Below are 24,462 nucleotides of genomic sequence, written 5' to 3'. Positions count from 1 at the left end.
CCACCTCGCCTGTACCACGGTGAGGTCATGATCGAGCTACACGACGTGACGAAGAGCTACGGCAGCGTCAGAGCCGTGGACCGGCTCTCCTTCCGGGTCGAGCCGGGCAGGGTCACCGGGTTCCTCGGGCCCAACGGTGCCGGGAAGACCACGACCGTGCGGGTCCTGCTCGGCCTGCACCGGCCCTCCACCGGCCACGCCCTGATCAACGGCCGCCGCTACCACCAGCTGAGCTCCCCGCTGCGCACCGTCGGCGCGCTGCTCGACCCCCGGCACGTCCACGGCGGTCGCACCGCCCACGGGCACCTGACCGCCCTCGCTCGCAGCAACCGCATCCCCGCCCGCCGCGTCGACGAGGTGCTGGACACCGTCGGCCTCACGGAGGCCGCGCACCGCCGCACCGTCGGGTTCTCGCTCGGCATGGCACAGCGCCTCGGCATCGCCGCCGCCCTCCTCGGCGACCCGCCCGTGCTGGTCCTCGACGAGCCCGTCAACGGCCTCGACCCGGAGGGCATCCTCTGGATCCGGGGCCTGATGAAGACCCTCGCGGCCGAGGGTCGCACCGTCTTCGTCTCCAGCCACCTCATGAGCGAGATGGCGCTGACCGCCGAACACCTCATCGTCATCGGGCGTGGCCGGCTGCTGGCCGACACCTCGGTGAAGGACTTCATCGCCCGCCACTCCCGCTCGTTCGTCCTGGTCCGCACCCCGCAGCCGCAGCGCATGCGCGAGGCCCTGCTCGGCGCCGGCATCGAGACCGGCGCCGGCGACGACGGCTCGCTGGAGGCCGTGGGCGTCGAGCCCGAGACCGTGGGGGAGCTCGCGGCCCGCCACGGCGTGACCGTGTACGAGATCAGCCCGCGCACCGCCTCCCTGGAGGAGGCGTTCCTGCGCCTGGCCAGCGTCGAGGAGAGCCGCTGACATGAGTGACGGAACGACACGGATCCAGGCGCCGACGCCCACCGCCCACGCCGCGTCACCGAGCGGCGGCCTGACGGACGCGGGCGCGGCCGTCGCCTTCGAGTGGACGAAGATCCGCACGCTGCGCTCCTCGTTCTGGAGCCTCGCCCTCTGCTTCCTCGTGAGCGTCGTCATCGCGCTGCTCTTCGGCTACGTGCTGCGCGGCTCGTACGACGACATGAGCGCGGAGAGCAAGGCCAGCTTCGACCCGGTCGGCTCCGGCTTCAACGGGCTGCGGCTGGGCATGGTCGCCCTCGTCGTCTTCGGCGTGACGACGGTGACCAGCGAGTTCGCGACGGGCACCATCAACGGCTCCCTCGCCGCCGTGCCGCGCCGGGGCCTGCTCTACGGCGCGAAGGTCGCCACGGGGACGGCGATCGCGTTCGCGGTGTCCGTCGTGGTCGTGCTGGTCACGTTCCTGACCGCCCAGGCGGCGATCGGCAGCGAGCACAACGCCTCCTTCACCGACCCCGGCGTCGCGCGGGCGGTGGTGGGGGCCGTGCTCTACATGACGCTGCTGTGCGCCTTCTCCATGGGCCTGGCGACGGTGCTGCGCAGCCCGGCCGTCACCCTCGGCGTCCTGGTGCCGCTCTTCTTCATCGTCTCCGAGATCCTGAGCAACCTGCCCGGCGTGCGGACCGTCGCCCAGTTCCTGCCCGACGTGGCGGGCGGCATCATCCTCGACGCCGAGCCGCCCGACGGCACCGTCCTGACGGCGTGGACCGGCATGGCCGTGCTGGCCGCGTGGACCGCGCTCGCCGTCGCCGCCGGGTACGTCGCGCTCCGGAACCGGGACGTGTAGCGCGGGCGGGCCGCGTCGGTGGGCGGTGGTGGGGACCAGGCCGGGACTCAGGGCCCGCGCACCCGGGACCGGGGGCCGCCTACGGTGTGCCTCATCCGCTGTCACACCGCGTAACGGAAGGGATGGTGCGCACCATGGCACCACGCGAGGAGTCGGCCGTCGAGGCCAGGGCCACCGAGGTCTACGAGCGTCCGATGCTGGTGGAGGCCGGCGGCTTCGCCGAGCTGACGCTCGGCCTCGGCCCCGCCAACTGCCAGGACTATCTGGGCGGCGACGCCTGGTTCTGCTGAACCCCGGGGGAGGGGCGGCTCGTGACGGTCCGCCGCCCTCCGCCCCTCCGTCGGATCCGCCGACCGCTCGCGACCGACCCCCAGGAGCCCGGCCATGGCGTCGTCCCCGCAGAACCGGCAGCACAGTCAGCAACGGCAGAGCCAGCAGGCCCCGCAGAGCCAGCAGCACCGGCAGGACCAGCGGAGTCCGTGGAGTCCGTGGAGTCCGGAGAACGCGTCGTCCGCGCGGGACGCGCAGGTGGCGTACCCCGCGTTCCTCGTGTTCCCCGACACGCCCGCGGCCGAGCCGGCCGCCCGGCTGGCAGCCTCCACCCCCGGCGCCCGGCGGACCGTGCTCCACGCCTCCGGCCGGCCCTGGCTCGTCGGCGCCTGGGCCGAGGAGGACGTCACGCTGATACGTCGCGGCACGCACCAGCTCGCCCTCGTCGGCGGGTCCGCCCGCCTCGACGAGCCCACCCGGCACACCCTCGGCCGCGCGCTGGAGCGGGTCACCACTCCGCACGGGCTCGACGCCGCCGCGTCCCGCCTCGCCGGCAGCTGCCACCTCGTCGCCTCGCTCGACGGCCACGTCCGCGTCCAGGGCTCCCTCTCCACCGCCCGCCAGGTCTTCCACGCGCGGGTCGCCGGCGTCACCCTGGCCGCCGACAGCCCCGTCACCCTCGCGCCCCTGCTGGCCGCCGCCCGCCTGCGGGAGGACCTCCTCGCCGCGCACCTCCTGCTCCCCCTGCCCTGGCCGCTCTTCCCCCAGCCCCTGTGGTCCCACGTCGCGGCGCTCGCCGTCGGGCACTGGCTGGAGCTTCGGCCCGACGGCGGGTCCTGCGAGGTCGGCTGGTGGACCCCGCCGGACCCCGACGTTCCGCTGGCCGAGGCCGCGGGGCCGCTGCGCGACGCGCTCGTCGAGGCCGTCGCCGCCCGCGCCGGAGGCGAGCGCGCCCTCAGCTGCGACCTCTCCGGCGGCCTCGACTCCACGAGCCTGTGCTTCCTCGCCGACGCCACCGGCACCCCGCTGGTCACCCACCACTGGCGGCCCCGCGACCCGGGCAACGGCGACCTCGCCTGGGCCCGTCGCGCCGCCGCCCACCTGCCGCGGGCGCGCCACCACGTCACCGACACCGCCGACGCGCCCCAGTGGTACGACGAGTGGGACGAGGAACGGTACGACGAACGGCATGACGAGGAGTCGTCCACGGCAGCGGGCGCCGTCCCCGCGCTGGAGGACGCCGAGGGCCCGCAGCACTGGGCCCGCAACCGCGCCCACCTGGCGTACGTCGCCCGCCTCGTCGCCGCCGACGGCTCCCGCCGGCACCTGCTGGGCGTCGGCGGCGACGAGCTCTTCGGCGTCGCCCCCCTCTTCCTGTGGTCGCTGGTGCGCAGCGACCCCGTCTACGGCGGGCGCATGACGCGGCGCTTCCGCGCCCTCAACCGCTGGCCGCGCGGCGCGACGCTCCGTTTCGTCGCCGACCGCAGGACGTTCGCCCGCACCCTCGCCGACCTCGCCACCACGATCGACGCGCCGCTCCCGCCCCGCTTCGCTCCCCCCACGGGCTGGGGGCAGGGCGACCCCCGCATGCCCGCGTGGGCGACGGGCGAGGCCGTCGCGGCCACGCGCCGCCTGCTCGGCACGGCCGCCGCCGAGGGCCCGCGGCCCCTGCACCCCGACCGTGCCCAGCACCAGACGATGGAGATGGTCGTCCACGCCGGACACGCCGCGCGCCTGCTCAACCGCGCCTTCGCGCCGCTCGGCGTGACGTTCGAGCTGCCCTTCCTCGACGACCGGGTCGTCGAGACCGCCCTGGCGGTCCGCGTCGCCGACCGGATGCGGCCCGGCCGCTACAAGCCGGTCCTCACCACCGCGCTGCGCGGCGTCGTGCCCGACGGGGTGCTCGACCGCCGCGACAAGGGCGCCTTCGACCGCGACGCCTACGACGGCCTGCGCCGAAACCGGGAACGCCTCGCCGGCCTCTGCGACGAGCTGCGCCTCGCCGAGCGCGGCCTCGTCGACGCGGGAGCGCTGCGCTCGGCGCTCCACGGCCTGCTGCCGGACACGCGCCACATCAGCCCGTTCGAGAACACCCTGGCCTGCGAGAGCTGGCTGCGCGCGTGCGGCGCCGCGCCCCCGTGGGCCACCGCCCGAGCCGCCTCGCCCGTGGGAGGACCGCGATGACGCTCGCCCTCGGACCGGACGTCGTCACCACCGACGTCGACGACGGCCTGGTCCTGCTCGACCAGCGCAGCGGCCGGTACTGGCAGCTCAACAGGACGGGGGCGGTCGCCCTGCGGCGGCTGCTGGACGGCGCCTCGCTCGACGAGGTCGCCGTCGCCCTCACCCAGGGCGCCGGGGGCGCCGCGGGCGCGGGTCACCGCCCCGGTGTCCCCGGCGCTCCTAGCGGTGACGGCGCTCCTGGCGTTCCTGGCGCTCCCGGTGTTCGTGGCGGTGACGGCGTCGCTCGGGACGAGCGCGTCGAGGACGTGAGGGACCGGGCCCGCGCGGACGTGCTCGACCTGGTCGCGGCCCTGCTCAAGGCCCGGCTGGTGGTGCACTCATGACGATGCCCGTGGTCTCCGAGGAGGGCGACGACCGCCTCGGCCGGCGTGAGCGGCTGGTCGCCCGCTGCGCGGTCGGCGCGGCGCGGCTGTTGACCCGGCTGCGGCCGAGCCGGCTGCGGCGGGCGCTGCGGTTCCTCTCGCGCGGGGCCAGGCCCGCGACGGCGACGGCCACGTTGCGGGCGCGGACGGCCGTCGTCACCGTCAGCGTCCACTGCGCCGGCCAGGGCTGCCTGGAGCGCTCCGTGGCCACCGCCCTGCTGGTGCGGCTCCACGGGGCCTGGCCCGACTGGTGCACCGGGGTGCGGATCCGGCCGTTCCGGGCGCACGCCTGGGTGGAGGCCGAGGGCCGGCCGATCGGCGAGCCGGGCGACACGTCCCTCTACCGCACGCTGCTGAGCGTCCGTCACCCGTTGAGCGGGGGGAGCGTGACGGGTCCGGCGAACGGGTCCGACCGAGCGGACGGAACGGAGGCGTCGGAGGTGCTCGCCGAGGCCGCCGCGCTCGCGGCCTCCGGACAGGCGGAGGACGGTGGCGAGCGCGTCGAGCGCGTCGAGCGCGTCGAGCGCGTCGAACGCGGCGAACGCGGCGAACGCGTCGAACGTGGCGAGGTCGGCGAGCCCTCCCAACCCCGCGATGCAAAGGAGTCCGCGCAGGGCACCGAGCCGCGCGGTTCCGGCGAGGCCCGGCCGTGAGCGCCCCCCACGCCGTCCTCACCGAGGGACTGCGCAAGGTCTACGGCCGCCACGAGGCCGTCGTCCTCCTCGACCTCGCGGTGGACTCCGGCCAGGTCTACGGCTTCCTCGGCCCCAACGGCGCCGGCAAGTCCACCACCATCGCCATGCTCGCCACCCTGCTGCGCCCCACCTCCGGCCACGCGGAGGTCGCCGGCCACGACGTCCGCCGCGCGCCCGACGCCGTGCGGCGGAACATCGGGGTCGTCTTCCAGGAGCCCACCCTCGACGGCGAGCTCACCGCCGTCGAGAACCTCACCTTCCAGGCGCGGCTCTTCGGCATCCCCCGGCCCCGGGCCCGCGCCGCCATCGCCGAACTCCTCGACATGGTCGAGCTCTCCCACCGCGCCGACGTCCCGGTCCGCACGTTCTCCGGCGGCATGCGGCGCCGGCTGGAGGTCGCGCGCGGCCTGCTGCACGCGCCGCGCGTCCTCTTCCTCGACGAGCCCACCACGGGCCTCGACCCGCAGACCAGGGCCGCCATCTGGGAACACCTCCACCGCCTGCGGCGGGAACGGGACGTCACCGTCTTCCTCACCACCCACCACCTTCAGGAGGCGGAGCACTGCGACCGCATGGCGATCGTGGACCACGGCGACCTGGTGGTCGAGGGCACGCCGACCGAGCTGAGGACGGTCGTCGGGGCCGACCGCGTCGTGGTGCGCACCGGCGACGACGAGGCGGCGGCCCGCGCCGTGCAAGAGGCGTTCGGCCACGGGCCGGAACCCGCCCCCGCCGCCACCCCCGGCCCCGACGGGCTGCGGCTGCGCGTCGCGGACGGCGCCGGCCTCGTGCCCCGGCTGGTCGCGGAGCTGGCCGCGCGCGACATCCCCGTGCACGCCGTGACCGTCACCCCGCCGAGCCTCGACGACGTGTTCCTGCACTACACCGGCCGCACGATCCGCGAGGCCGACCCCGCCCCCGGGAGGTGAGCGACCACCATGGCCAGTCCCAGCCGCACCACCAGGAGCGGCACCACCCACGCCACCGACGCCCCCACGAGTGGGGACACCGCCGACGCCGTCACCGTCCCGGCCACCCGCGGCGGTGTCCCGTTCGCCCACGAGCTGCGCACCGTCGCCGTGCTGTGGCGGCGCGAGACGATCCGCTTCGGCAGGAACCGCGTCCGCCTGGCCATGGGCCTGGTGACGCCGCTGATGTTCCTGCTGGTGCTCGGCACGGGCCTTGAGGCCGCGTTCTCCGACAGCTCCCACGACGCGCTGCGGGACTTCCGCGCCTTCCTCTTCCCCGGGGTGCTGCTGATGTCGGTGCAGGCGCCGGCCGTCGCCGTCGGCGCCTCCCTCGTGTGGGACCGCGCCTCCGGCTTCCTGCGCCAGATGCTGGTGGCGCCCGTGCGGCGCGGCGCGATCCTCCTCGGCGTCTGCCTCGGCGGGGCGACCTCCGGCGCGCTCTACGGGGCGCTCGTCCTCGTGCTCGCGCCCGCCGCCGACGTCCGCTACGACCCCGCGCTCCTGCTCGTCCTCCTCGAACTCGCGCTGGCCGCCTTCGCCTTCACCGCCCTCGGCGTCGTCGCCGCCGTCTGCATCCGGCGGCCCGAGACGTTCCAGGTGGTCGTCAACCTCTGCATGATGCCGCTGTTCTTCCTCTCCGGAGCGATGTTCCCCGCCAGCGGACTGCCGGGCTGGCTCGGCCTCGTCGTGCGGCTCAACCCCCTCACCTACGCCGTCGACGCGCTGCGCCGCACGCTGCCCGACTCCGGCTCCGGCACCGGCACCGCCGCCACGGCGGCGGGGGGCGAGCGGATGGCCAGCCCCGAGTGGTGGGGGTGGACCCCGCCCGTCCTCGTCGAGCTCGGCCTCGTCCTCGCCCTCGGCACGCTGGCGCTCACCGTGGCGGCGCGTCGTTTCGCGAAGGGGGCGTGAGGGCGGTGGCCGCGCTGCTCGTTCCCTGGTCCGGGGTACCCGGGACCGAGGCGGAGGGCCCCGTGGCCCTTCTAGGGTCGAACGATGAACCTCACAGCCGACCTGGCGCGGGTGCGCCCGTGGTCCGGCGGCCGGCTGACGGACGCCCAGCTCGTCGCGCTCGACTGCCTGCTCGCGCTGGCCTACGCGACGCTGCTGCTGGTGGTGCGCCACACCGACCCCGAGGCGGGCGGCCCGCGCGGCGAGGTGCCGGGAGCGGTGGCGGACCTGCTGATCCTGGCGGGGGGCCTGCCGCTGGCCGTGCGCCGTGTGTGGCCGCGGCCGGTGTTCGCCGTCGTGCTGGCGGCGGCCGTCGTCGGCGTGCTGCTGTGGACGGTGCGGGAGCCGTTCCTCGCCGTGGCGTTCGCCGCGTACCCGGTGGCGTTGGCGCGCCCCACCGGCCCGTGGCTGCCGGCGACGGGCGCGGGTCTGCTGGCCGCGGCGGGCTTGGTCGGGCCGCAGCCGGACGTGCTGCCCGAGGCCTGGTGGGCGCGGGGCCCGGGGGTGATCGTCATCGGCTGGGCGCTGCTGGCCGGCAGCTGGGCCCTGGGCACGGCCGTGCGGGAACGGCAGGCGTACGCGGCACGTGCCGCCGAACGGCTCGCGGAGCGGGCGGTCGCGGACGAGCGGCTGCGGATCGCGCGGGAGCTGCACGACGCGGTGGCCCACAGCATCGGCGTCATCGCCGTGAAGGCGGCGATCGCCAACCACGTGGTCGCCACCCGTCCCCAGGAGGCGAGCGAGGCGCTGCGGGTTATCGAGGACACGAGCAGGGGCGCGTTGCGCGAGATGCGGCACGTGCTCGGGCTGCTGCGGTCGGGGGACCTGCCGGGCGGCGAGGAGACGGCGCCGCGTGGGCCCACGACGGGACGGGACGGGCTGCTCGCCCTCGCGCGCGACGCGACCGCGTCCGGCCTGCGGGTGTCGATGGACGTGCGGGGCGCGGAGGGGCTGCCGGAGTCGGTCGGCCTGACCGTGTACCGGGTCGTGCAGGAGGCGTTGACCAACGCGGCCCGGCACGCCGCGCCGACGGACTGCCGGGTCACGGTGCGGCGGACGGGGCGAGAGGTGGAGATCGAGGTGACCGACGACGGCAGGGACCACGGCCGGGACCGGGATCGGGACCGGGACCGGGACCGGGGGCGGGAGGGTCGGCTCCGGGCGGAGGCGCCGCCTCGGGAGCCGGGCTGCGGCCTCGGGCTCGTCGGCATGCGGGAGCGGATCGCGGTCTTCGGCGGGGAGTTCGCCGCGGGACCACGCCCCGGCGGCGGCTTCGGTGTCCTGGCCCGCATCCCGCACGAGGCGCCCGCCTCCCCCGTCGTCCCCCGGGCGACGCCGCCGGAGCCGCCCGCCATGCCCGACCCGCCGGGCGGGCACGCCACGGCGCGGACCGGGGCCGCACCCGTCAGCGACACCCGGGAGCCCCGCCCATGACCACGCACCAGACGCGTGCCGACGCCGCCACGCCACCCGACACCGCCCCCGGCACCACGCCGGGCACCGCCGCGGGCCCCGGCCCTGGCCCCGGCGTCGGCCCTGGCTCCGGCATCCGTGTGCTCGTCGTCGACGACCAGGCGCTGCTGCGCGGCAGCTTCCGCGTCCTGATCGAGGCCGAGCCCGGCTTCAGCGTCGTCGGCGAGGCCGCCACCGGACGCGAGGCCGCCGAGGCCGCCCTCCGGCTCGCGCCCGACGTCGTGCTGATGGACGTCCGGATGCCCGACATGGACGGCATCGAGGCCACCCGCCTCATCCACGCCTCGCCCGCGTCGGCCGGCGTCCGGGTCCTGATGCTGACCATGTTCGACCTCGACGAGTACGTGTACGCGGCGCTGCGCGCGGGCGCCAGCGGCTTCCTGCTGAAGGACACGCCGCCGGGGGAGCTGCTCGCCGCGATCCGCGTGGTCGCCGCCGGCGAGGCGCTGCTGGCGCCGTCGGTGACGCGACGGCTCATCGAGGAGTTCGCCAACCGCCCCGAGCCGCCGCACCCGCCCCTCACCCTCGACCTGGGCGGGGTGACGGCGCGCGAGCGGGAGGTGCTGACCCTCGTGGCGCGCGGCCTGTCCAACGCCGAGATCGGGCGCCGCCTCTACCTGAGCATGCCCACCGTGAAGAGCCACGTCAGCCGCCTGCTGACCAAGCTCGACTGCCGCGACCGCGCCCAGCTGGTCGTCGTCGCCTACGAGTCGGGCCTGGTCACGGCGGGTTCGGGACCGCGACGCCGCGACGGCCGCCAGCCGGGCCGTCGCGAGGGTCACCGTGAGGGGTCACCGTGAGGGACGAGGGAGGGAGTGAGGCCACCGTGCCCACCAGGGAGGACGCGACGGCCGTCGGACCCGGCCCCCGGGTCGCGATCGTCGGCGCGGGGATCGGGGGCCTGGCCGCCGCCGTGGCGCTGCGCCGCGCGGGCGTGGAGGTGAGCGTCTACGAGCAGGCGCCCCGCCTGCGCGAGGCCGGCGTCGGCATGCACCTGGGGCCCAACGGCACGCGCGTGCTGCGCGGCTGGGGCCTTGAGGAGCCGCTGCGCCGCACGGCCGTGCGCGCCGAGGCGCTGGAGCTGCGCGACGGGCACGCGGGCCGCCTGATCGCGCGGGCGCCCATGGGTGACGCCTGGGAGGAGGAGTACGGCGCGCCGCACCTGACCGTCGCCCGGCCGGCGCTGCACGCGTTGCTCGCCGCGCGGCTCCCCGACGGGGTGGTGCGGCTGGGCGCCCGCCTCGTCGCGTTCCACGACACCCCCGGCGGCGCCGGCGACGCCCCGGTGCGGCTGTGCTTCGCCGACGGCACGACGGCCGAGGCCGAGCTGCTCGTCGGCGCCGACGGCGTCCACTCGGTCGTGCGGCGCTCCGTCGCGCCCGGCGAGCGGCCGGTCTTCGCCGGCTCGTGCGCGCTGCGCGGCACCGTGCCGTCCGACGCGCTGCCCCACCTGGCCCCCGACACCCTCCACGTGTGGGCCGGCCGCGACGCCCGCCTGCTGTGCTGCCCCATCGACGCCGGCCGCTCGTTCACCTTCGTCGCGGTGGTCCCCGAGTCACGGCCCGAACGCGAGTCCTGGGACGCGGCCGGGGACCTCGCGACGCTGCGACGGGTCTTCGCCGACTGGTCCGGCGAGGCCCGGGCCGTCGTGACGGCCGCCGCCGCCACGGGGGCGCCCGTCGGGCGCTGGTCGCTCAACGACCGCGAGCCGCTCGCCCGCTGGGGGCGCGGCCGGTTCACGCTCCTGGGCGACGCGGCCCACCCGATGCTGCCGCACCACGGCCAGGGCGTGGGCCAGGCGCTGGAGGACGCCGTGGCGCTGGCCCACTGCGTCGCCGGGTCGGCGCCGGGCGAGGGCCCGGCGGCACTGCGGCGCTACGAGCGGGTGCGCCGCCCGCACACCGCCCGCGTCCAGCGCGGCGCGCGCGGCGGCGGCTCGCAGCGGATGGGCGGGACCGGTGGTGGCGGCGGAGGCGTCTCGCGCGTCATGGCCGACGTCTCCTGGATCCACCGCTACGACGTGACGGCGGCGCTCCGGGAGCCCGAGCGCCACGACCTCCCCGAGACCGTCTGACGCGCGGCCCGAGCAGCCGCGACGCCCGGAGAACGGCTTCCGAGAACGACGCGAGAACCACCCCTCCGACACGGCAAGGAGCGACGCCCCGTGCGATCACGCACCGCATCCCTCACGCGACGACAGCTCGTCAGGCTCTCCTCCGCGACCGCCGCCACCACCGCGCTGGCCCTCGCCGGCACCGGACCCGTGGCCGCCGCGCCCCGGCCGCCCGAGCTCCCCGAGGTGCCGGGCATGAGCGGCGACCGCGTGGCCAACGAGTTCTGGTACCAGCTCGACCTCGCCACCCTCTACGAGCCGAGCCACCAGACCCAGGCCGCCTACGACATGATCACCGACCACATCGGCCACATCGAGAGCGGCATGCGCCTGAAGTGGCTCGCCCTCGCCGCGGAGCCGGACTACCCGCGCGGCTTCGTGGAGCTGATGCGGCCCGTCCGCGCGGGCCTGGTGACCCTCTCCCGCCTCCAACTCGGCGTCCTCGACCGCTACTACGCCCCCTGGCGGCACCACGACGTCGCCCGCGCCTTCGGCTGGTTCGGCGAGGGTGTGCTCTACGACCCGCGCGGCCACGCGCCGTTCCTCGTCCACACCATGAACACCGTGCGGGACGAGCCGCCGCCCGGGTACCACACGTGGTTCGCCTACATGCGGGCCATGATCCTGCTGGACGTCGACGCCGACCGCTGGGCGCGCCTCGCCCCGGCCCTGGCCTTCGCCTGGGCCCTCCAGACGGCCGCCCGGCCGGCGCAGGACCGGCCCAACCCCGGGCTGCCGCGCCGGACCGTGCGCGAGCTGGCCAGGATCTGGCTGCCGAAGGACGTCACCCGCCTCGATGAGGACTTCCGGTCCTTCCCGTTCCCGGAGGGTATGAGCTGATGGCCCGCCCCACCCCGCCCGCCTCGTCCACCCCGCCCGCCTCCTCCACCCCGCGTCGCGCCGTGCTGGGCGCGGCGGCGGCCCTGGCCGCGACCGGCCTGCTCACGGCGGCGGGCCGCACGGCCCGCGCCGCCTCCCCCGCCCCGTCCCCCACGGACCAGCCCGTGCTCCCGCCGCTGCCCGGCATGCACGGCGACCGGCGCGCCAACGAGCTGTGGTACCTGCTCGACGAGGCGACCCTCCACCACCCCTCGCAGGAGTTCACCGACGCCTACCACGCGATGATCGACCACTACGGCGTCGGCTGGGACCTGACCGTCCTCGACACCTGGCGTCGACTCGCGGTCACCCCGGGCTACGAGCGCGAGTTCGCCCGGTACACGGCGCCCGTCCGGGAGCCCCTCGCGGTGATGTCCCGCGTCCAGCTCGACGTCTTCGACGCCGTCTACCCGCCCCACGCCACGCCCGCCGTGCCGCGCCTCGACACCCGGCTCGTCCGCGCCTTCTCGTGGTTCGCGCAGGGCGTCCTCTACGACCCCCGCACCGAGGCGCTGCACGTCATGACCGGCCGCCCGCCCGTGGGCTACGCGATCTGGCACGCCGTCATCCGCGCCATGACGTGCCACGGCATCGACGCCGCCCGCTGGGCGCGCCTGGCGCCGGTCAACGCGTTCGCCTGCGCGGTCCAGCTCCACGCCGACCCCGACCTGGAGCGGCTCAACCCGCCCCTGCCCACCGACCAGGTCCGGGCCCTCGCCGCCCGCTGGCTGCCGCGTGACCCGCGCGGGCTCGACGACGGCTTCCTGGACTTCCCCTACCCGACCCTGCCCCCGGACGGTCCTGTCCCGTAAGGGAGGAATCGGCCGATCGACCGATGCCGGAACGCGCAGGTGAGGCGCACGCTTGACCACATGAGTGCGGTAAGTGTCAACCCGATGTCGGGCGCGACGGCCTCGGCGGCCGCCGCCGGAGAACCGAACCCTCACGCGCGGCACCTGTGGGGTAACGCGCTGCGCGCCGCCCGCGTCATGGCGGGCGTGGTGTTCGAGGTCGTCGTGCTCGGCCGCGTCGAGGAGGAGCGCGTCCACGACCGCCGCCCCGTCAGGAGCCCGTCCGACCGTCACCCCGCGTGACAGGAGGTGGCGGCGGGCGCGGGCGTCACACGCCGTCCAGCTCGCCCTCGTCGGCGGCGTCGGTGACGGGGCCGACGGGGCCGGCGCCGGTGTCCGCGAGCTCGCTGGCGTCCATGATCCGGTACGCGTAGCCCTGCTCGGCGAGGAAACGCTGCCGGTGCGCGGCGAAGTCCTGGTCGATGGTGTCGCGGGCGACGACCGAGTAGAACCGCGCCTCGTGCCCGTCGGCCTTCGGCCGCAGCACGCGGCCGAGCCGCTGCGCCTCCTCCTGCCGGGACCCGAAGGTCCCCGAGACCTGGATGGCGACGGTGGCCTCCGGCAGGTCCACCGAGAAGTTCGCCACCTTGGAGACCACCAGCACGCTGATCTCCCCCGAGCGGAACGCGTTGAAGAGCTTCTCGCGCCGCGCGTTGCTCGTCTCGCCCTTGATGACGGGGGCGCCGAGGTGCTCGCCGAGCTCGTCGAGCTGGTCGATGTACTGGCCGATCACGAGGGTCTGCTCCCCGGCGTGCCGCCTGACCAGGGTCTCCGCCACGCGCCGCTTCGCGTCCGTCGTGGCGCAGAAGCGGTACCGCTCCTCCGGCTCGGACGTGGCGTACGCCAGCCGCTCCGACTCGGTGAGGTCCACCCGCACCTCGACGCAGTCGGCGGGCGCGATGTACCCCTGCGCCTCGATCTCCTTCCACGGCGCGTCGTACCGCTTCGGCCCGATGAGGGAGAACACGTCGGACTCCCGGCCGTCCTCCCGCACCAGCGTGGCGGTCAGGCCGAGCCGGCGGCGGGCCTGGAGGTCGGCCGTGAACTTGAACACCGGCGCGGGCAGCAGGTGCACCTCGTCGTAGATGATCAGGCCCCAGTCGCGGGAGTCGAACAGCTCCAGGTGCGGGTAGACGCCCTTCCTGCGGGTGGTCAGCACCTGGTACGTGGCGATCGTCACCGGCCGGATCTCCTTGCGGGACCCGCTGTACTCCCCGATCTCGTCCTCCGTGAGCGAGGTGCGGCGCACCAGCTCGGACTTCCACTGCCGGGCGGAGACGGTGTTGGTGACGAGGATCAGCGTCGTGGACTTCGCCGTGGCCATCGCGCCGGCGCCGACGAGCGTCTTGCCGGCGCCGCAGGGCAGCACGACGACGCCCGAGCCGCCGTGCCAGAAGCCGTCCACGGCCTGTGTCTGGTACGGCCGCATGGACCAGCCGTCCTGGGCCAGCTCGATCGGGTGCGCCTCGCCGTCCACGTATCCGGCCAGGTCCTCGGCGGGCCAGCCGAGGCGCAGCAGGGTCTGCTTGATCTGGCCGCGCTCGGAGGGGTGGACGGCCACGGTGTCGGCGTCGATGCGGGCGCCGACCAGCGGCTTGATCCGCTTGGAGCGCAGCACCTCCTCCAGCACGGGCCGGTCGGTGGTGGAGAGCACCAGGCCGTGCGCGGGGTGCTTGGTGAGGGTGAGCCGCCCGTAGCGCGCCATGGTCTCCGCCACGTCGACGAGCAGGGCCTGCGGCACCGGGTACCGGGAGTACGTGACGAGGGCGTCCACGACCTGCTCGGCGTCGTGCCCGGCGGCCCGCGCGTTCCACAGGCCGAGCGGGGTGACGCGGTAGGTGTGGATGTGCTCGGGGGCCCGCTCCAGCTCGGCGAACGGAGCGATCGCCCGCCGACACTCGTCGGCCCCCTCGTGGTCCACCTCCAGCAGGAGCGTCTTGTCGCTCTGCACGATGAGTGGTCCTGGCACGTGCGCCCCTCCTCACAGGACTGGCGGATCGGTCGTGGCCGCTCACGTGGGCCAAGCCTCCAGTGTGGCACCTCGCGGGCGGCTTGGTCCGTCCCGCCCGCGCACCCGTCGGGTTGTGCTGTAGTGCGGTTCGGGAGGCCCGGCAGATTCGGACGGTGGCGAGCATCACCGCGTTCCACGGCGACACCGAGCCCTCGCCGCCGGTGACCGACGCGCTGGTGACGGCGGCCGACCAGGTGGAGTGGTGAGGCCGCCCAGCGGCCTGCCGCCGTTGCGAGGCCCGGTGTGGGCCTGGGCGTTTCCCCTTGAGCAGGGCCGGTGCGCCGTTCGCGGCGTTCATCCGGCCAGACGGTGGTCGCGCAGGGTCGCGGCGATGACGCGTTGGTCGGGGGCGAGGGCGTCGGCGCCGCCCTCGAGGGACCAGACGGAGTTCTGGAGGGCGCGGGCCATGGTCCAGCGGGCTGCGCGGGCGCGGTCGAGGGCGAGGACGTCCGTCATCAGGTCGAAGCGGCGCAGCACGTCGGCGGGGTCGTCGACGAAGCGGTTGTGGAGGGCGGGCATCAGCTCGAACGCGGGGTCGCCGACCAGCGGCTTGGGGTCGATCGCGAGCCACGGCTCGCGGCCGTCGGCCAGGGCGGCGGGGGACGGGGCGAGCACGTTCTGGTAGTGCAGGTCCCAGTGGAGCAGCGACGCGCCCGGCTCGGGGGCGACCTCGCGCAGCACCGCCGCGCAGTCGGCGAGCAGGCGGCGTTCGTCGGGGTCGAGGAGGCGGTCCAGCGCGGCGGGGGTGCGGGCCAGCAGGCCGGCGGCGATGTCGCGCAGGTGGCGCAGGCCGGGCGGCGGCGGGACGGCGGTGAGGCGGGCCAGCAGCGAGGCGATGACCGTGACGGCCTCGTCGAGGTCGGACACGTGGTCGAGGCCGCGGCCCGGGTCGAGCGTCTCCAGCAGCAGGGTGCCGGAGTCCTGGTCGTGGGCGAGGAGCCGGACGGCGCCGTCGCCGTTCCAGGCGTGGAGCGCGGCGGGCTCGCCGGCCGTCTCCGCGTCGATGGGCTGGAGCTTGAGCACGGCGGGGGTGCCGTCGGTCCTGGTGACGGGGAGGACGAGCGCGACGGCGCCGTGGCGGGTGGGGCCGGCCGGGGTGAGGGACCAGCGCTCCAGCATGGTCGCGGCCAGCGCGGGGAGGGCGTCGACCCAGGCCAGGCCCGCGTCGCCGTTCCACTGCCGGTGCAGCCTGACGAGGGCCGGGGGAACGCTGATCACGATGCTCGGGTCACCGCCTAGGCGTGGAGGGGGTGGGTGCCGGTGATGCGGTGGAGGGGGTAGGTGCGGATCTCCTCCGCCGTGTGGTCGAAGGCGGTGACGAAGCCGCCCTCGACGCGGACGGGCGCGAGGACGCGCTGGCCCGCGATGCCGTCGGCGCCGACGTACCCGATCCACACCAGGGAGCCGTCGCGGGCGGCCGACTGGAGGGTGGTGAGGGTCTCGGCGGCCGTGGTGCGCGGCGGCGGCCCGCTGGGGGGCTCCGCGGTGCGGTGGCCGGCCGGGGCGGGCGGCGCGGCGGTGGCGGCGTGGTCGCCGGCGCGGATGGCGCGGACGGCGGCGGCCAGCAGCGTCGGTTCGAGGTCGGTGCCCGAGGCGTCGGGTGCCGGCTGCGGTGGGGTGCGGTGCGGGGTGCGGCGCGTGGTGGCGTCGAGGGTGAGGACCGCGCCGTCGGCGGCCTCGGCGGCGGGGGCCAGGCCCAGGTCCCTGAGCCGGTCGAGGAGGGTGTCGGGGGCGGCGTCGCAGACGAGCACGGTCGGCGCGATGCGGCGCAGCCGCAGCGACTCGGCGCGCCGGTCGGCGAGGACCTGGGTGAGGGTGGCCTCGTCGTCGCAGCGCACGTACGAGCCGGCGGCGCCGACGCGGAGCTGGCCGTGGCGGCGGGCCACGTCGTCGACGAGGTAGGTCAGGGGCTGCGGCACGGGGGTGCGGGAGCGTTCCGCGAGGAGGGTGTGGAGCTCGGCGGCGCTCCAGCCGGCGTCGAGGGCGCGGCGGACGGAGCCGGGGGTGAAGCGGTAGACGGTGGCGCCGCCGGTGGACTCGACGTCGGCGGCGAGCGTCATGACCTGGGCCAGCTCGCGCTCCAGGGGGCCGGGGGCGACGGCGGTCAGGTCGGCCTGGAGGAGGAAGTGGTCGAGGGGGGTGGGCAGGAGGGGCGCGAGGAGTTCGGCGGCGCGTGCCTCGCGGGCGTGGCGTGCCGCCTGCGCGTCGTGCGGGTCCTGGCCGCCCTCCCCGGTCTGTGCGTCCTGGCCGTCGGGGACGGCCGCCCCGGCGCCCGGTTCGCGCCCACGGCGGGTGTCGGGGCCCTTGTGGGCGCCCGTGCCGGCGTCGGTACCAGTGTCGGCATCGGCGTCGGAGGCCGGCGGGGGCAGGAGGGCGCGGGCGAAGGAGGCCAGCGCACCGCGCCCGGTGAGGCCCAGGTGCTCGGCCTCCACGAGCGTCGCGCCGGTGAGCAGGGTGCGCAGCTCCTCCGGCATGCGCCGTGGCAGCTCCCACCGGATGCTCCGCTGCACGGCCGCCGGCTCGGGCGCGGTGCCCGGCGGCAGCTCGGCGAGCAGCGTCAGCACCCGGCGCCGCACCTCGGTGGTCGGTCCCCGGTCCAGTCCCGGGCCGAGGGCGGCCTGGAGGCGGCCCTTGGCGTCGCGCCCGCCGACGAGGCCGGGCACGCGGGTGGTGGCGAGCCAGGCGCTGGCCAGCGCCAGCCACTGGCGGTGCGGCGGCTCGGCGAGCCACGCGTCGTAGGCCGGGGTGGGGGCGTAGCGCTCGTCGACCTGGCCGTCGGAGGCGAGGAGGCCGGCCGCGTAGGCCAGTTCGACCCAGAAGGCGGCCTCCGGCTCCGGGACGTCGAGGGTCACGGCGGTGCGCTTGAGGTCCCGAACGCCGAGACCGCCCGCGCGCAGCACGGGCGGTCCGTCGGTCTGCCAGGCCGTGAGCAGCTTGTCGACGACGCCGAGCGCGGCGAGCGCGGCGGTGCCGGCCGCGGCGTCGGCCGACGCGGGGGTGTGCTCGGCGCGGACGGTGAGCTCCGGCGGGAACGGCCGCGGCTCGCGGTGGGCGCCGCCGTCGGGGCCGCGCAGGTGGAGCGCGACCTCGCGCGGGAGCACGACGGTGCCGGCCGTGTGCGGCACGAGCAGCCCGCGGTCGAGGAGCCAGCGCAGCTCGGCCCCCGGCTGGGCGGGCACGGAGCCGTAGGGCGGGCCCCAGGTGAGGCGTTCGAGGACGGCGCGGGAGCGCGGCGGCGCCTCGTCGAGCAGGGCCGCCATCCGCTCGCGGTCGGTGAACAGGGCGGCGAGCGCGCTCGCCGCGCTGACCGAGTCGTGCGTGGCGGGCAGCCCCACGGCGGTGAGCAGCTGCTGCACGCGGCTGGGGGAGAGGCGGCCGGCGACCTCGGCGAGGGTGGGCCCGAGGCCCGTCGAGCTGGGCCGGTCGGGGGCGGGGGCCAACAGCTCGCGGGCGGTGCGGACGAGGCGCGGCGCCTCGGGCGGGCCCCACAGCAGGGCGCGGCGGCGCAGGGTGCGCAGCGCGTGCGGCAGCCGCTCGGCGCAGTCGGCGCCCGGCAGGAGGGCGGCGAGCTCCTCGTACGGGCAGGGCTGCGGCCCGACGGCGAGGGCCTCGGCGGTCTGGAGGGTGAAGGTGTCCAGGCGTTCGAGGGCGCGGAGCACGGAGGCGCGGGTGCCGGCGCGGGTGGCGAGCTGGGAGAGGTCCGCGGGCAGCGGCGAGAGGAGGTCGGGCCGGTGGCGGAGGAGGCCGGCCAGCTCGTCGTCGGCGCGGGCGCGCAGCTCGTCGGCGAGGGTGCGGGGGGCCGTCCGTGTGGTGGTGGCGCTCCCGCCGCCGCTGCCGCTGCGGCCGCTGGTCCCAGGGGTCATCCGCTCCACGGTACCGGGCGGCGCCTTCCGTGCGGAGATGTGTGTAAGGAGACGTCGCGCACAGCGGAGTCCCGGACGGAGCGCGACGACAGGCTCACCGTGAGGGATAACGTTGCTACGGAGGGTCGCGGCGCTGGTGAGGGGGTGTCCGGGGGCCCTCCGCTGCCCCGCGGGCGTTCCACGGGGCCCCCGCCCGACGCCTCTCGGATGCCTTCCGTCCGCCCGCCCGACGCCCGCCGCACGCCCACCGGACGCCTACCTGGCGTCTTCCCGCCGTCGCCCGGCGCGGCGGGTGTCACGCGGGTATCGCGCTGGATTGTCCGTACCTCACGGCATATGTACGGCCATCAGGTCGAGTGGACGCGGGGGGTGATGGAGCGGCAGACTCTGGAGCCGGTCGACGGAAGGACAAGAGACAGGATGCCGCCGAGGGAGCACCCCACCGTCCGACAGGCGCGCCTGGGCGCGGAGCTGCGCAAGCTGCGGGAACGCGCGGGCAGGACCGCGCGTGAGGCCGCGGAGATGCTCGGCACCGACCAGGGGAAGATCAGCCACATAGAGTCGGGTCGGATCGGCGTCAGCGAGGAGCGCGTGCGGAGGCTCGCGGCGTTCTACGCGTGCGCCGACGAGGCGCTGTTGAGCGCCCTGTGCGCCATCGCGCGGGAGCGGCGGGGTCAGCACTGGTGGGACGAGTACCGTAGCATCCTTGCCCCTCGATTTCTGGACATCGCCGAGATGGAGCACCACGCCGTCTCGCTGCGCACGGTCCAGACGGTGACGATGCCCGGCCTGCTCCAGACGGAGGCGTACGCGCGGGCGCTGTTCAGCAGCGCCGACGACCTCTCCTCGGCGGAGGTCGACGCCCGCACCGAGCACCGGATGCGCCGGCAGGGCATCCTCGACCGGGAGGAGCCTCCCCTGCTGGAGGCCACCATCCACGAGGCCGCGCTCCGCATGCGCTTCGGGGGGCGCCAGGTCGCGCGCAAGCAGCTGGAACACCTGATGACGGCGAGCGAGCGCGCGCACATCACCGTGCGGGTCGTGCCGTTCACGAACGAGCAGTTCTACGAGATGACGCAGGCCGTCATCTACGCGGATGGCGTGGTGCCGCAGCTCGACACCGTCCAGGTTGACGGCCCCATCGGCGGCCGGTACATCGACAACGACGAACAGATTGCTGGATACAGGGACTTCCTGGCGAAGACGGGGAGCGTTTCGCTGGACGAGAACGAGTCCCGACAACTGATTCACCACATCGCACGAGAGATGTGACGACTGAGAGGGGGGAGCATGACACGAACGGGTGGGATCTGGCGGTCATGGCAGCGGTCCACGTTCTCCGGCACCACGGGTGAGGGGTGCCTGGAGGTCGCGCGCCACGGCGAGTCGCTGCTGTTCCGGGAGAGCGACGCGCCGTTCGCGGCCGTGCTGCGCACCAGCGCCGCGCGGCTCGCGGCGCTGATGGACGCGGTCCGCGCCGGGCACTTCGACGTGGTCGTGGTGGCGCCGGCGCTGAACGAGGCGGGCTGGACGCCACTGAGCGGGACGTCGCCGACCCGGCGGACCTGACCGACCGGCGAACGCCGACGCGGCGTCGTGGCCCCGGTGCCACGGCGCCGCCGGCGCCGCCGGCACCGCGCGCTACGTAACCGCGCGTCACGGCACCGCGTTCTACGGCGTCGCGTTGACGCGGGCGATCTCGTCCCGGACGCGCGCCGTCAGCTCCGGCCCCATCGGCGCGTAGCCGAGGTCGGTGGCGACGGTCGTGGCCTGCGCGTCGGTGAGCGCCCAGTCCCAGAAGTCCCGCAGGGACGCGGCGACCTCCTCGTCGTACCCGCACTCGTAGGCGAGGATCCAGTTCGCGCCCGCGATCGGGTACCCCTCGCCGCCGATGTCGTCGAGGTTGAACTGGAAGTCGCCCGGGATCTCCGCCTCGTCCGAGGCGGCGGTCGTCGCCGCCAGGTCGGGCTCGATCGCGACGCCGTCCTCGTTCACGACGCGCGCCGTGGCCAGCCCGTTCTGGAGCGCGTAGGACTGGTTGACGTACCCGAGGCCGCCCTCGGTGCCGTGCACGGTGGCGGTGACCCCGTCGTTGCCGTCGCCGGCCAGGGTGTCCTCGTGCCAGCCGATGTCGGTGCCCTCCGCGTACCGCTCGGCCCAGAACGGGACCTCGGTCGCCAGGTAGTGGCTGAGGACGTAGGTGGTGCCGGAGCCGTCGGAGCGGTGGACGGGGCGGATCTCCTGGTGCGGCAGGTCCATGTCCGGGTTGAGCGCGACGAGCGCCGGGTCGTCGTAGTAGAGGATGTCCCGGTCGTAGATGCGGGCGATCGTCTCGGCCGTCAGCACCATGCCGTCCAGCGCCTCGTCGTGGAAGGCGATCACCACCGAGCCGAAGATCACGGGGAACTGCACCGCGGGGCAGCCCCGCACCTCCTCGGCCACCGCCAGCTCGCTGGCCTCCAGGTACCGCTCGGAGGACCCGAAGTCCACGGCCTGTTCGAGGAACTGCTCGATGCCGCCGCCCGAGCCGATCGCCTCGTAGTCGATCCTGACGCCCGTCTCGACGGCGGAGGTGTAGTACCGCACCCACTCCTGGAAGACGGGCTCGGGGAAGGTCGCGCCCGCCCCGGTGACGTCGCCCGAGAGGGTGCCCCGGGTGAGGGTGAGGCCGTCGTCCTGGCCGATCTGGCAGCCCGCCGTCGCCGTCGCCGTGGCCACCGCCACCACGGCCAGGGTCGCCACCCTGGCCGGGACGACGGGCCGGCGGCGCTGTCCGTGCCGTGGCCCGCGCTGTCGCCCGCGCCGCTGTCCGCCCCGCTGCCCGCGCCGTTGCCCTGTCCGCATGTGCTTCGTCCCGTCCGCCGGCGAGGTCGCCGCCCGCCCGACCGCCCGGTCCTCAAACCCCCCGGTCCGAGGACCGTCCGGTCGCCGAGCAGCCGCGTCGCCGAGCCGTACGGCCGTCCGGCGTCAGCCGAACCGGCCCGAGATGTAGTCCTCCGTCGCCTGGTTGCTGGGCTTGGAGAAGATCTTCGTGGTCTCGTCGACCTCGACCAGCACGCCCGGCTCGCCGATCGCGCGGAGGTTGAAGAAGCCCGTGGTGTCGCTGACCCGCGCCGCCTGCTGCATGTTGTGGGTGACGATCACGATCGTGTAGTCGGACTTCAGCTCCAGGATCAGGTCCTCGATCGCCTGCGTGGAGATCGGGTCCAGCGCGGAGCACGGCTCGTCCATCAGCAGCACGTCCGGCGCCACGGCGATGGCGCGGGCGATGCACAGCCGCTGCTGCTGCCCGCCCGAGAGGCCGGAACCCGGCTTGGCCAGCCGGTCCTTGACCTCCTCCCACAGGTTGGCCGAGCGCAGCGAACGCTCCACCAGCTCGTCGAGGTCGGCCTTCTTCATGCGCCGCGCGTTCAGCTTCACGCCCGCCGCCACGTTGTCGTAGATCGACATCGTGGGGAACGGGTTCGGCCGCTGGAAGACCATGCCGATGTGGCGGCGGACGTTCACGGGGTCGACGTTCGTCCCGTACAGGTCCTGGCCGTCCATCATGACCTTGCCCTCGACGCGGGCGTTCGGCACCAGCTCGTGCATCCGGTTCAGGGTGCGCAGGAACGTGGACTTGCCGCAGCCGGACGGGCCGATCAACGCGGTCACCGCCCGCGGCTCGATCGTCATCGACACGCCCTGCACGGCGAGGAACTTGTCGTAGTAGATGTCGAGGCCCTTGACCTCGATGCGCTTGGCCACAGTGTTTCCTTCTTCAGGCTCGGGTCGTCGGCGCGGCGCCGTCAGCCGCGGGTCTTGGGGGAGAAGAGCCGGGAGATGAGGCGCGCGACGAGGTTGAGCGCCATCACGATGAGGATCAGCAGCAGCGCCGCCGTCCACGCCCGGTCCTGGTACGCCTGCACGTCCAGGCTCGGGTGCGCGTAGCTGTTGTAGGAGAAGACCGAGAGCGTCATCATCGGTCCCTCGAACGGGTTGAAGTTGTCCGCCGTCGTCACGCCGGCGGCGATCAGCAGCGGCGCCGTCTCACCGATGACGCGGGCGACCGCCAGCGTCACGCCCGTGGCGATCCCGGCCAGCGCCGTCGGCATGACGACCTTCACGATCGTGCGCCACTTCGGCACGGCCAGCGCGTAGGACGCCTCGCGCAGCTCGTTCGGCACCAGCTTCAGCATCTCCTCGGCCGAGCGGATCACCACCGGGGTCATCAGCACGCTCAGCGCGACGGCACCGGCGGCGCCCGTCTTCTCGCCCGGGTCGAGGAAGAGCTGGAAGAGGGCGTACGCGAAGAGGCCGGCGACGATCGACGGAATGCCCGTCATCACGTCCACGAGGAAGGTGATGGCGCGGGCGAGCCTGCCGCGGCCGTACTCCACGAGGTAGATCGCGGTCATCAGGCCGAGGGGGACGGAGATCGCCGCGGCCAGGGCCGTGATGATCAGCGTGCCGAAGAGCGCGTGGTGGGCGCCGCCGCCGGCGCCCGAGATGCCGAGCATCGAGTTGTTGAAGAAGTCGGAGTCGAAGCGGGCCAGGCCCCGGTCGACCATCGTGAGGACGACGGAGACCAGCGGCAGCATCGCCAGCAGGAACGCCGTGGTGACGATCGCCGTGACCAGGCGGTCGAACGACTTGCGGCGGCCCTCGACCGAGCGGGACCAGACGTAGATCGTCACGGTGTAGCCGACGGCGGCCAGGATCGCGCACAGGGCCGTGTTCAGGCCCACGAAGTACAGCAGCAGCCCCAGCAGCACGGAGCCGACGAGCGTCACGGGGGCGCCGGCACGCGGCAGGGAGCCGTGGGTCAGCGGAACGGCCGCCAGCGCCGGCGCGGGCCGCCGGTCCTGGGGCTTCTCGTCGAGGGAGGAGGGGGAGGTGGTGGACATCAGTTGGCTCCCGAGAACTCACGGCGCCGGTTGATCACCGCGCGGGCGGCCATGTTGACCAGGAAGGTGACGAGGAAGAGGACGAGACCCGAGGCGATCAGCGTGTTGATGTCGAGGCCCGAGGACTCGGGGAAGTCGAGCGCGATGTTGGCGGCGATCGTCGAGGGGTTGCCGTTGCTGATCAGGTCGAACGAGACCAGGTGCGCGGGCGACAGCACGATCGCCACGGCCATCGTCTCGCCGAGCGCGCGGCCGAGTCCCAGCATCGACCCGCCGACGATGGCGGAGCGGCCGAACGGCAGCACCGACATGCGGATCATCTCCCAGCGGGTGGCGCCCAGCGCCAGCGACGCCTCCTCGTGGAGGCGCGGCGTCTGGAGGAACGCCTCCCGGATGACGGCCGTCGCGATCGGCAGGATCATGATCCCCAGCACGATCGCCGTGACCAGCATCGTGCGGCCCGTCGCCGAGGCGGGGCCGTCGAAGAGCGGCACGAACCCGAGGTTCTCCTCCAGCCAGCGGGTCATGTCCACCGTCCGGGGCGCCAGCACCGCGATGCCCCACAGGCCGTAGATGATGCTCGGCACGGCGGCGAGGAGGTCGATCAGGTACCCGAGGACGGCGGCCACGCGGCGCGGCGCGTAGTGCGTGATGAACAACGCGATGGCCACCGCCATCGGCGCGGCGATCAGCAGCGCGAGCGCGGCGGACCACAGGGTGCCGAAGAGCAGTGGCCAGACGTACAGCAGGAGGCCGTCGCCGTCGTCCCCGATCTCGGAGGGGTCGGCCCACAGGGCCGGCCACGCCTCGGTGATCAGGAAGAGCGTGACGCCGGCCAGGATGACGAGGATGAACACGCCCGCCCCGGTCGCGGCACCGGAGAAGACGCGGTCCCCCGGCCGCTGTGGCGCTCCCCGGCTGCGCGCCTTCTTCGGGGCGCGCACCGCTTCCTTCGTGGGAGGCACTCTCTCTCGTCCTTTCTTGTGGGGTGTCGTGGCTGTCGGCTGCCCCCTCACGGGCCCGTGGCCCCGTTCGGTGCCGGGCGCGCGGGAGGTGCGGGACGCGCGGGAGGTGCGTGCCGGCCGGGAGGTGCGGGACGCGCGGACGGCCAGGGCCCGGGTGGTGACCCGAGGG

At 75.1% G+C, this 24,462-nt stretch carries 23 protein-coding genes; 16 read left to right on the top strand and 7 right to left on the bottom strand.

Going from position 1 to position 24,462, the window contains the following annotated elements; translation table 11 throughout:
- The first annotated feature begins 27 nt into the window (after window positions 1-27).
- The 14 genes from ACTWP5_RS04485 to ACTWP5_RS04420 all read left to right on the top strand — a co-directional run bounded on the left by ACTWP5_RS04485 (window position 28) and on the right by ACTWP5_RS04420 (window position 12,811).
- Window positions 28-921 (top strand): ATP-binding cassette domain-containing protein, encoded by an 894-nt coding sequence (locus tag ACTWP5_RS04485; RefSeq protein WP_443219391.1) that lies wholly within the window; start codon window positions 28-30, stop codon window positions 919-921.
- 1 nt (window position 922) lies between these two features.
- Window positions 923-1,762 carry an ABC transporter permease subunit gene (locus ACTWP5_RS04480; protein WP_443219390.1) on the top strand — a complete coding sequence of 280 codons (840 nt, stop codon included), beginning with the start codon at window positions 923-925 and terminating at the stop codon, window positions 1,760-1,762.
- Window positions 1,763-1,896: 134 nt separating this feature from the next.
- On the top strand, window positions 1,897-2,052 hold the full coding sequence (locus tag ACTWP5_RS04475) for a lasso RiPP family leader peptide-containing protein (RefSeq protein ID WP_443219389.1): 156 nt from the start codon (window positions 1,897-1,899) through the stop codon (window positions 2,050-2,052).
- Window positions 2,053-2,146: 94 nt separating this feature from the next.
- Window positions 2,147-4,216, top strand: a complete 2,070-nt coding sequence (locus tag ACTWP5_RS04470) for an asparagine synthase-related protein (RefSeq protein WP_443219388.1) — start codon at window positions 2,147-2,149, stop codon at window positions 4,214-4,216.
- A complete protein-coding gene (locus ACTWP5_RS04465) occupies window positions 4,213-4,599 on the top strand; it encodes a lasso peptide biosynthesis PqqD family chaperone (protein ID WP_443219387.1) in 387 nt (128 codons plus the stop codon). Before ACTWP5_RS04470 ends, ACTWP5_RS04465 begins: the two co-directional genes overlap by 4 nt.
- Complete coding sequence (locus ACTWP5_RS04460) at window positions 4,596-5,291, top strand: lasso peptide biosynthesis B2 protein (protein ID WP_443219386.1); 696 nt, start codon at window positions 4,596-4,598, stop codon at window positions 5,289-5,291. Before ACTWP5_RS04465 ends, ACTWP5_RS04460 begins: the two co-directional genes overlap by 4 nt.
- A complete protein-coding gene (locus tag ACTWP5_RS04455) occupies window positions 5,288-6,262 on the top strand; it encodes an ATP-binding cassette domain-containing protein (RefSeq protein ID WP_443219385.1) in 975 nt (324 codons plus the stop codon). Before ACTWP5_RS04460 ends, ACTWP5_RS04455 begins: the two co-directional genes overlap by 4 nt.
- A 9-nt stretch (window positions 6,263-6,271) precedes the next feature.
- Window positions 6,272-7,213, top strand: a complete 942-nt coding sequence (locus ACTWP5_RS04450; RefSeq protein ID WP_443219384.1) for an ABC transporter permease — start codon at window positions 6,272-6,274, stop codon at window positions 7,211-7,213.
- An 84-nt stretch (window positions 7,214-7,297) separates the two neighbouring features.
- Entirely contained in the window at window positions 7,298-8,686 is a 1,389-nt protein-coding gene (locus ACTWP5_RS04445) for a sensor histidine kinase (RefSeq protein WP_443219383.1), read from the top strand.
- A complete protein-coding gene (locus tag ACTWP5_RS04440) occupies window positions 8,683-9,525 on the top strand; it encodes a response regulator (protein ID WP_443219382.1) in 843 nt (280 codons plus the stop codon). Before ACTWP5_RS04445 ends, ACTWP5_RS04440 begins: the two co-directional genes overlap by 4 nt.
- Before the next feature lie 26 nt (window positions 9,526-9,551).
- Window positions 9,552-10,799: an FAD-dependent monooxygenase gene (locus tag ACTWP5_RS04435; RefSeq protein WP_443219381.1), complete on the top strand. Its 1,248-nt coding sequence runs from the start codon at window positions 9,552-9,554 to the stop codon at window positions 10,797-10,799.
- Between the two features lie 90 nt (window positions 10,800-10,889).
- The gene (locus ACTWP5_RS04430; protein ID WP_443219380.1) at window positions 10,890-11,678 is read left to right on the top strand and encodes a hypothetical protein; all 789 of its coding nucleotides are present in this window, start codon (window positions 10,890-10,892) and stop codon (window positions 11,676-11,678) included.
- Entirely contained in the window at window positions 11,678-12,529 is an 852-nt protein-coding gene (locus ACTWP5_RS04425; RefSeq protein ID WP_443219379.1) for a hypothetical protein, read from the top strand. The genes ACTWP5_RS04430 and ACTWP5_RS04425 overlap by 1 nt, the downstream gene beginning before the upstream one ends.
- 60 nt (window positions 12,530-12,589) lie before the next feature.
- Entirely contained in the window at window positions 12,590-12,811 is a 222-nt protein-coding gene (locus ACTWP5_RS04420) for a hypothetical protein (RefSeq protein ID WP_443219378.1), read from the top strand.
- Between the two features lie 25 nt (window positions 12,812-12,836).
- On the opposite strand, the gene ACTWP5_RS04415 is transcribed toward ACTWP5_RS04420, so the two are convergent.
- From ACTWP5_RS04415 to ACTWP5_RS04405, 3 genes are all read right to left on the bottom strand, one after another.
- Window positions 12,837-14,537: a DNA repair helicase XPB gene (locus ACTWP5_RS04415; protein WP_443219377.1), complete on the bottom strand. Its 1,701-nt coding sequence runs from the start codon at window positions 14,535-14,537 to the stop codon at window positions 12,837-12,839.
- A gap of 336 nt (window positions 14,538-14,873) precedes the next feature.
- Window positions 14,874-15,797 carry an aminoglycoside phosphotransferase family protein gene (locus ACTWP5_RS04410; RefSeq protein WP_443219376.1) on the bottom strand — a complete coding sequence of 308 codons (924 nt, stop codon included), beginning with the start codon at window positions 15,795-15,797 and terminating at the stop codon, window positions 14,874-14,876.
- A 17-nt stretch (window positions 15,798-15,814) separates the two neighbouring features.
- On the bottom strand, window positions 15,815-18,442 hold the full coding sequence (locus ACTWP5_RS04405) for a helicase-associated domain-containing protein (protein WP_443219375.1): 2,628 nt from the start codon (window positions 18,440-18,442) through the stop codon (window positions 15,815-15,817).
- 420 nt (window positions 18,443-18,862) lie between these two features.
- On the opposite strand from ACTWP5_RS04405, the gene ACTWP5_RS04400 reads away from it, so the two are divergent.
- Together ACTWP5_RS04400 and ACTWP5_RS04395 are read left to right on the top strand one after the other, a co-directional pair.
- Entirely contained in the window at window positions 18,863-19,714 is an 852-nt protein-coding gene (locus ACTWP5_RS04400; protein WP_443219374.1) for a helix-turn-helix domain-containing protein, read from the top strand.
- 18 nt (window positions 19,715-19,732) lie between these two features.
- Window positions 19,733-20,011 (top strand): DUF397 domain-containing protein, encoded by a 279-nt coding sequence (locus ACTWP5_RS04395; RefSeq protein WP_443219373.1) that lies wholly within the window; start codon window positions 19,733-19,735, stop codon window positions 20,009-20,011.
- Window positions 20,012-20,113: 102 nt separating this feature from the next.
- Here ACTWP5_RS04395 and pstS read toward each other — a convergent pair whose 3' ends face one another.
- The 4 genes from pstS to pstC all read right to left on the bottom strand — a co-directional run bounded on the left by pstS (window position 20,114) and on the right by pstC (window position 24,293).
- Window positions 20,114-21,166 carry a phosphate ABC transporter substrate-binding protein PstS gene (gene pstS / locus ACTWP5_RS04390; RefSeq protein WP_443219372.1) on the bottom strand — a complete coding sequence of 351 codons (1,053 nt, stop codon included), beginning with the start codon at window positions 21,164-21,166 and terminating at the stop codon, window positions 20,114-20,116.
- 243 nt (window positions 21,167-21,409) lie between these two features.
- Entirely contained in the window at window positions 21,410-22,189 is a 780-nt protein-coding gene (gene pstB, locus ACTWP5_RS04385; protein ID WP_443219371.1) for a phosphate ABC transporter ATP-binding protein PstB, read from the bottom strand.
- Between the two features lie 41 nt (window positions 22,190-22,230).
- A complete protein-coding gene (pstA, locus tag ACTWP5_RS04380) occupies window positions 22,231-23,328 on the bottom strand; it encodes a phosphate ABC transporter permease PstA (protein ID WP_443219370.1) in 1,098 nt (365 codons plus the stop codon).
- Window positions 23,328-24,293: a phosphate ABC transporter permease subunit PstC gene (gene pstC, locus ACTWP5_RS04375; RefSeq protein ID WP_443219369.1), complete on the bottom strand. Its 966-nt coding sequence runs from the start codon at window positions 24,291-24,293 to the stop codon at window positions 23,328-23,330. The genes pstA and pstC overlap by 1 nt, the downstream gene beginning before the upstream one ends.
- Window positions 24,294-24,462 lie beyond the last annotated feature (169 nt).

The sequence above is a fragment of the Streptomyces sp. 4N509B genome, assembly GCF_052245655.1.
Lineage (GTDB): Bacteria > Actinomycetota > Actinomycetes > Streptomycetales > Streptomycetaceae > Streptomyces.
Note: the sequence above shows the minus strand (reverse complement) of the source record. Positions and strands in the feature narration are given on the sequence as shown.

What these genes read in the sequence shown, in the direction of transcription:
- ACTWP5_RS04485 (WP_443219391.1), top strand. Translation starts at nt 28, where the DNA reads ATGATCGAGCTACACGACGTGACGAAGAGCTACGGCAGCGTCAGAGCC.
- ACTWP5_RS04480 (WP_443219390.1), top strand. Translation starts at nt 923, where the DNA reads ATGAGTGACGGAACGACACGGATCCAGGCGCCGACGCCCACCGCCCAC.
- ACTWP5_RS04475 (WP_443219389.1), top strand. Translation starts at nt 1,897, where the DNA reads ATGGCACCACGCGAGGAGTCGGCCGTCGAGGCCAGGGCCACCGAGGTC.
- ACTWP5_RS04470 (WP_443219388.1), top strand. Translation starts at nt 2,147, where the DNA reads ATGGCGTCGTCCCCGCAGAACCGGCAGCACAGTCAGCAACGGCAGAGC.
- ACTWP5_RS04465 (WP_443219387.1), top strand. Translation starts at nt 4,213, where the DNA reads ATGACGCTCGCCCTCGGACCGGACGTCGTCACCACCGACGTCGACGAC.
- ACTWP5_RS04460 (WP_443219386.1), top strand. Translation starts at nt 4,596, where the DNA reads ATGACGATGCCCGTGGTCTCCGAGGAGGGCGACGACCGCCTCGGCCGG.
- ACTWP5_RS04450 (WP_443219384.1), top strand. Translation starts at nt 6,272, where the DNA reads ATGGCCAGTCCCAGCCGCACCACCAGGAGCGGCACCACCCACGCCACC.
- ACTWP5_RS04445 (WP_443219383.1), top strand. Translation starts at nt 7,298, where the DNA reads ATGAACCTCACAGCCGACCTGGCGCGGGTGCGCCCGTGGTCCGGCGGC.
- ACTWP5_RS04440 (WP_443219382.1), top strand. Translation starts at nt 8,683, where the DNA reads ATGACCACGCACCAGACGCGTGCCGACGCCGCCACGCCACCCGACACC.
- ACTWP5_RS04425 (WP_443219379.1), top strand. Translation starts at nt 11,678, where the DNA reads ATGGCCCGCCCCACCCCGCCCGCCTCGTCCACCCCGCCCGCCTCCTCC.
- ACTWP5_RS04420 (WP_443219378.1), top strand. Translation starts at nt 12,590, where the DNA reads ATGAGTGCGGTAAGTGTCAACCCGATGTCGGGCGCGACGGCCTCGGCG.
- ACTWP5_RS04405 (WP_443219375.1), bottom strand. Translation starts at nt 18,442, where the DNA reads ATGACCCCTGGGACCAGCGGCCGCAGCGGCAGCGGCGGCGGGAGCGCC.
- ACTWP5_RS04400 (WP_443219374.1), top strand. Translation starts at nt 18,863, where the DNA reads ATGCCGCCGAGGGAGCACCCCACCGTCCGACAGGCGCGCCTGGGCGCG.
- ACTWP5_RS04395 (WP_443219373.1), top strand. Translation starts at nt 19,733, where the DNA reads ATGACACGAACGGGTGGGATCTGGCGGTCATGGCAGCGGTCCACGTTC.
- pstA (WP_443219370.1), bottom strand. Translation starts at nt 23,328, where the DNA reads ATGTCCACCACCTCCCCCTCCTCCCTCGACGAGAAGCCCCAGGACCGG.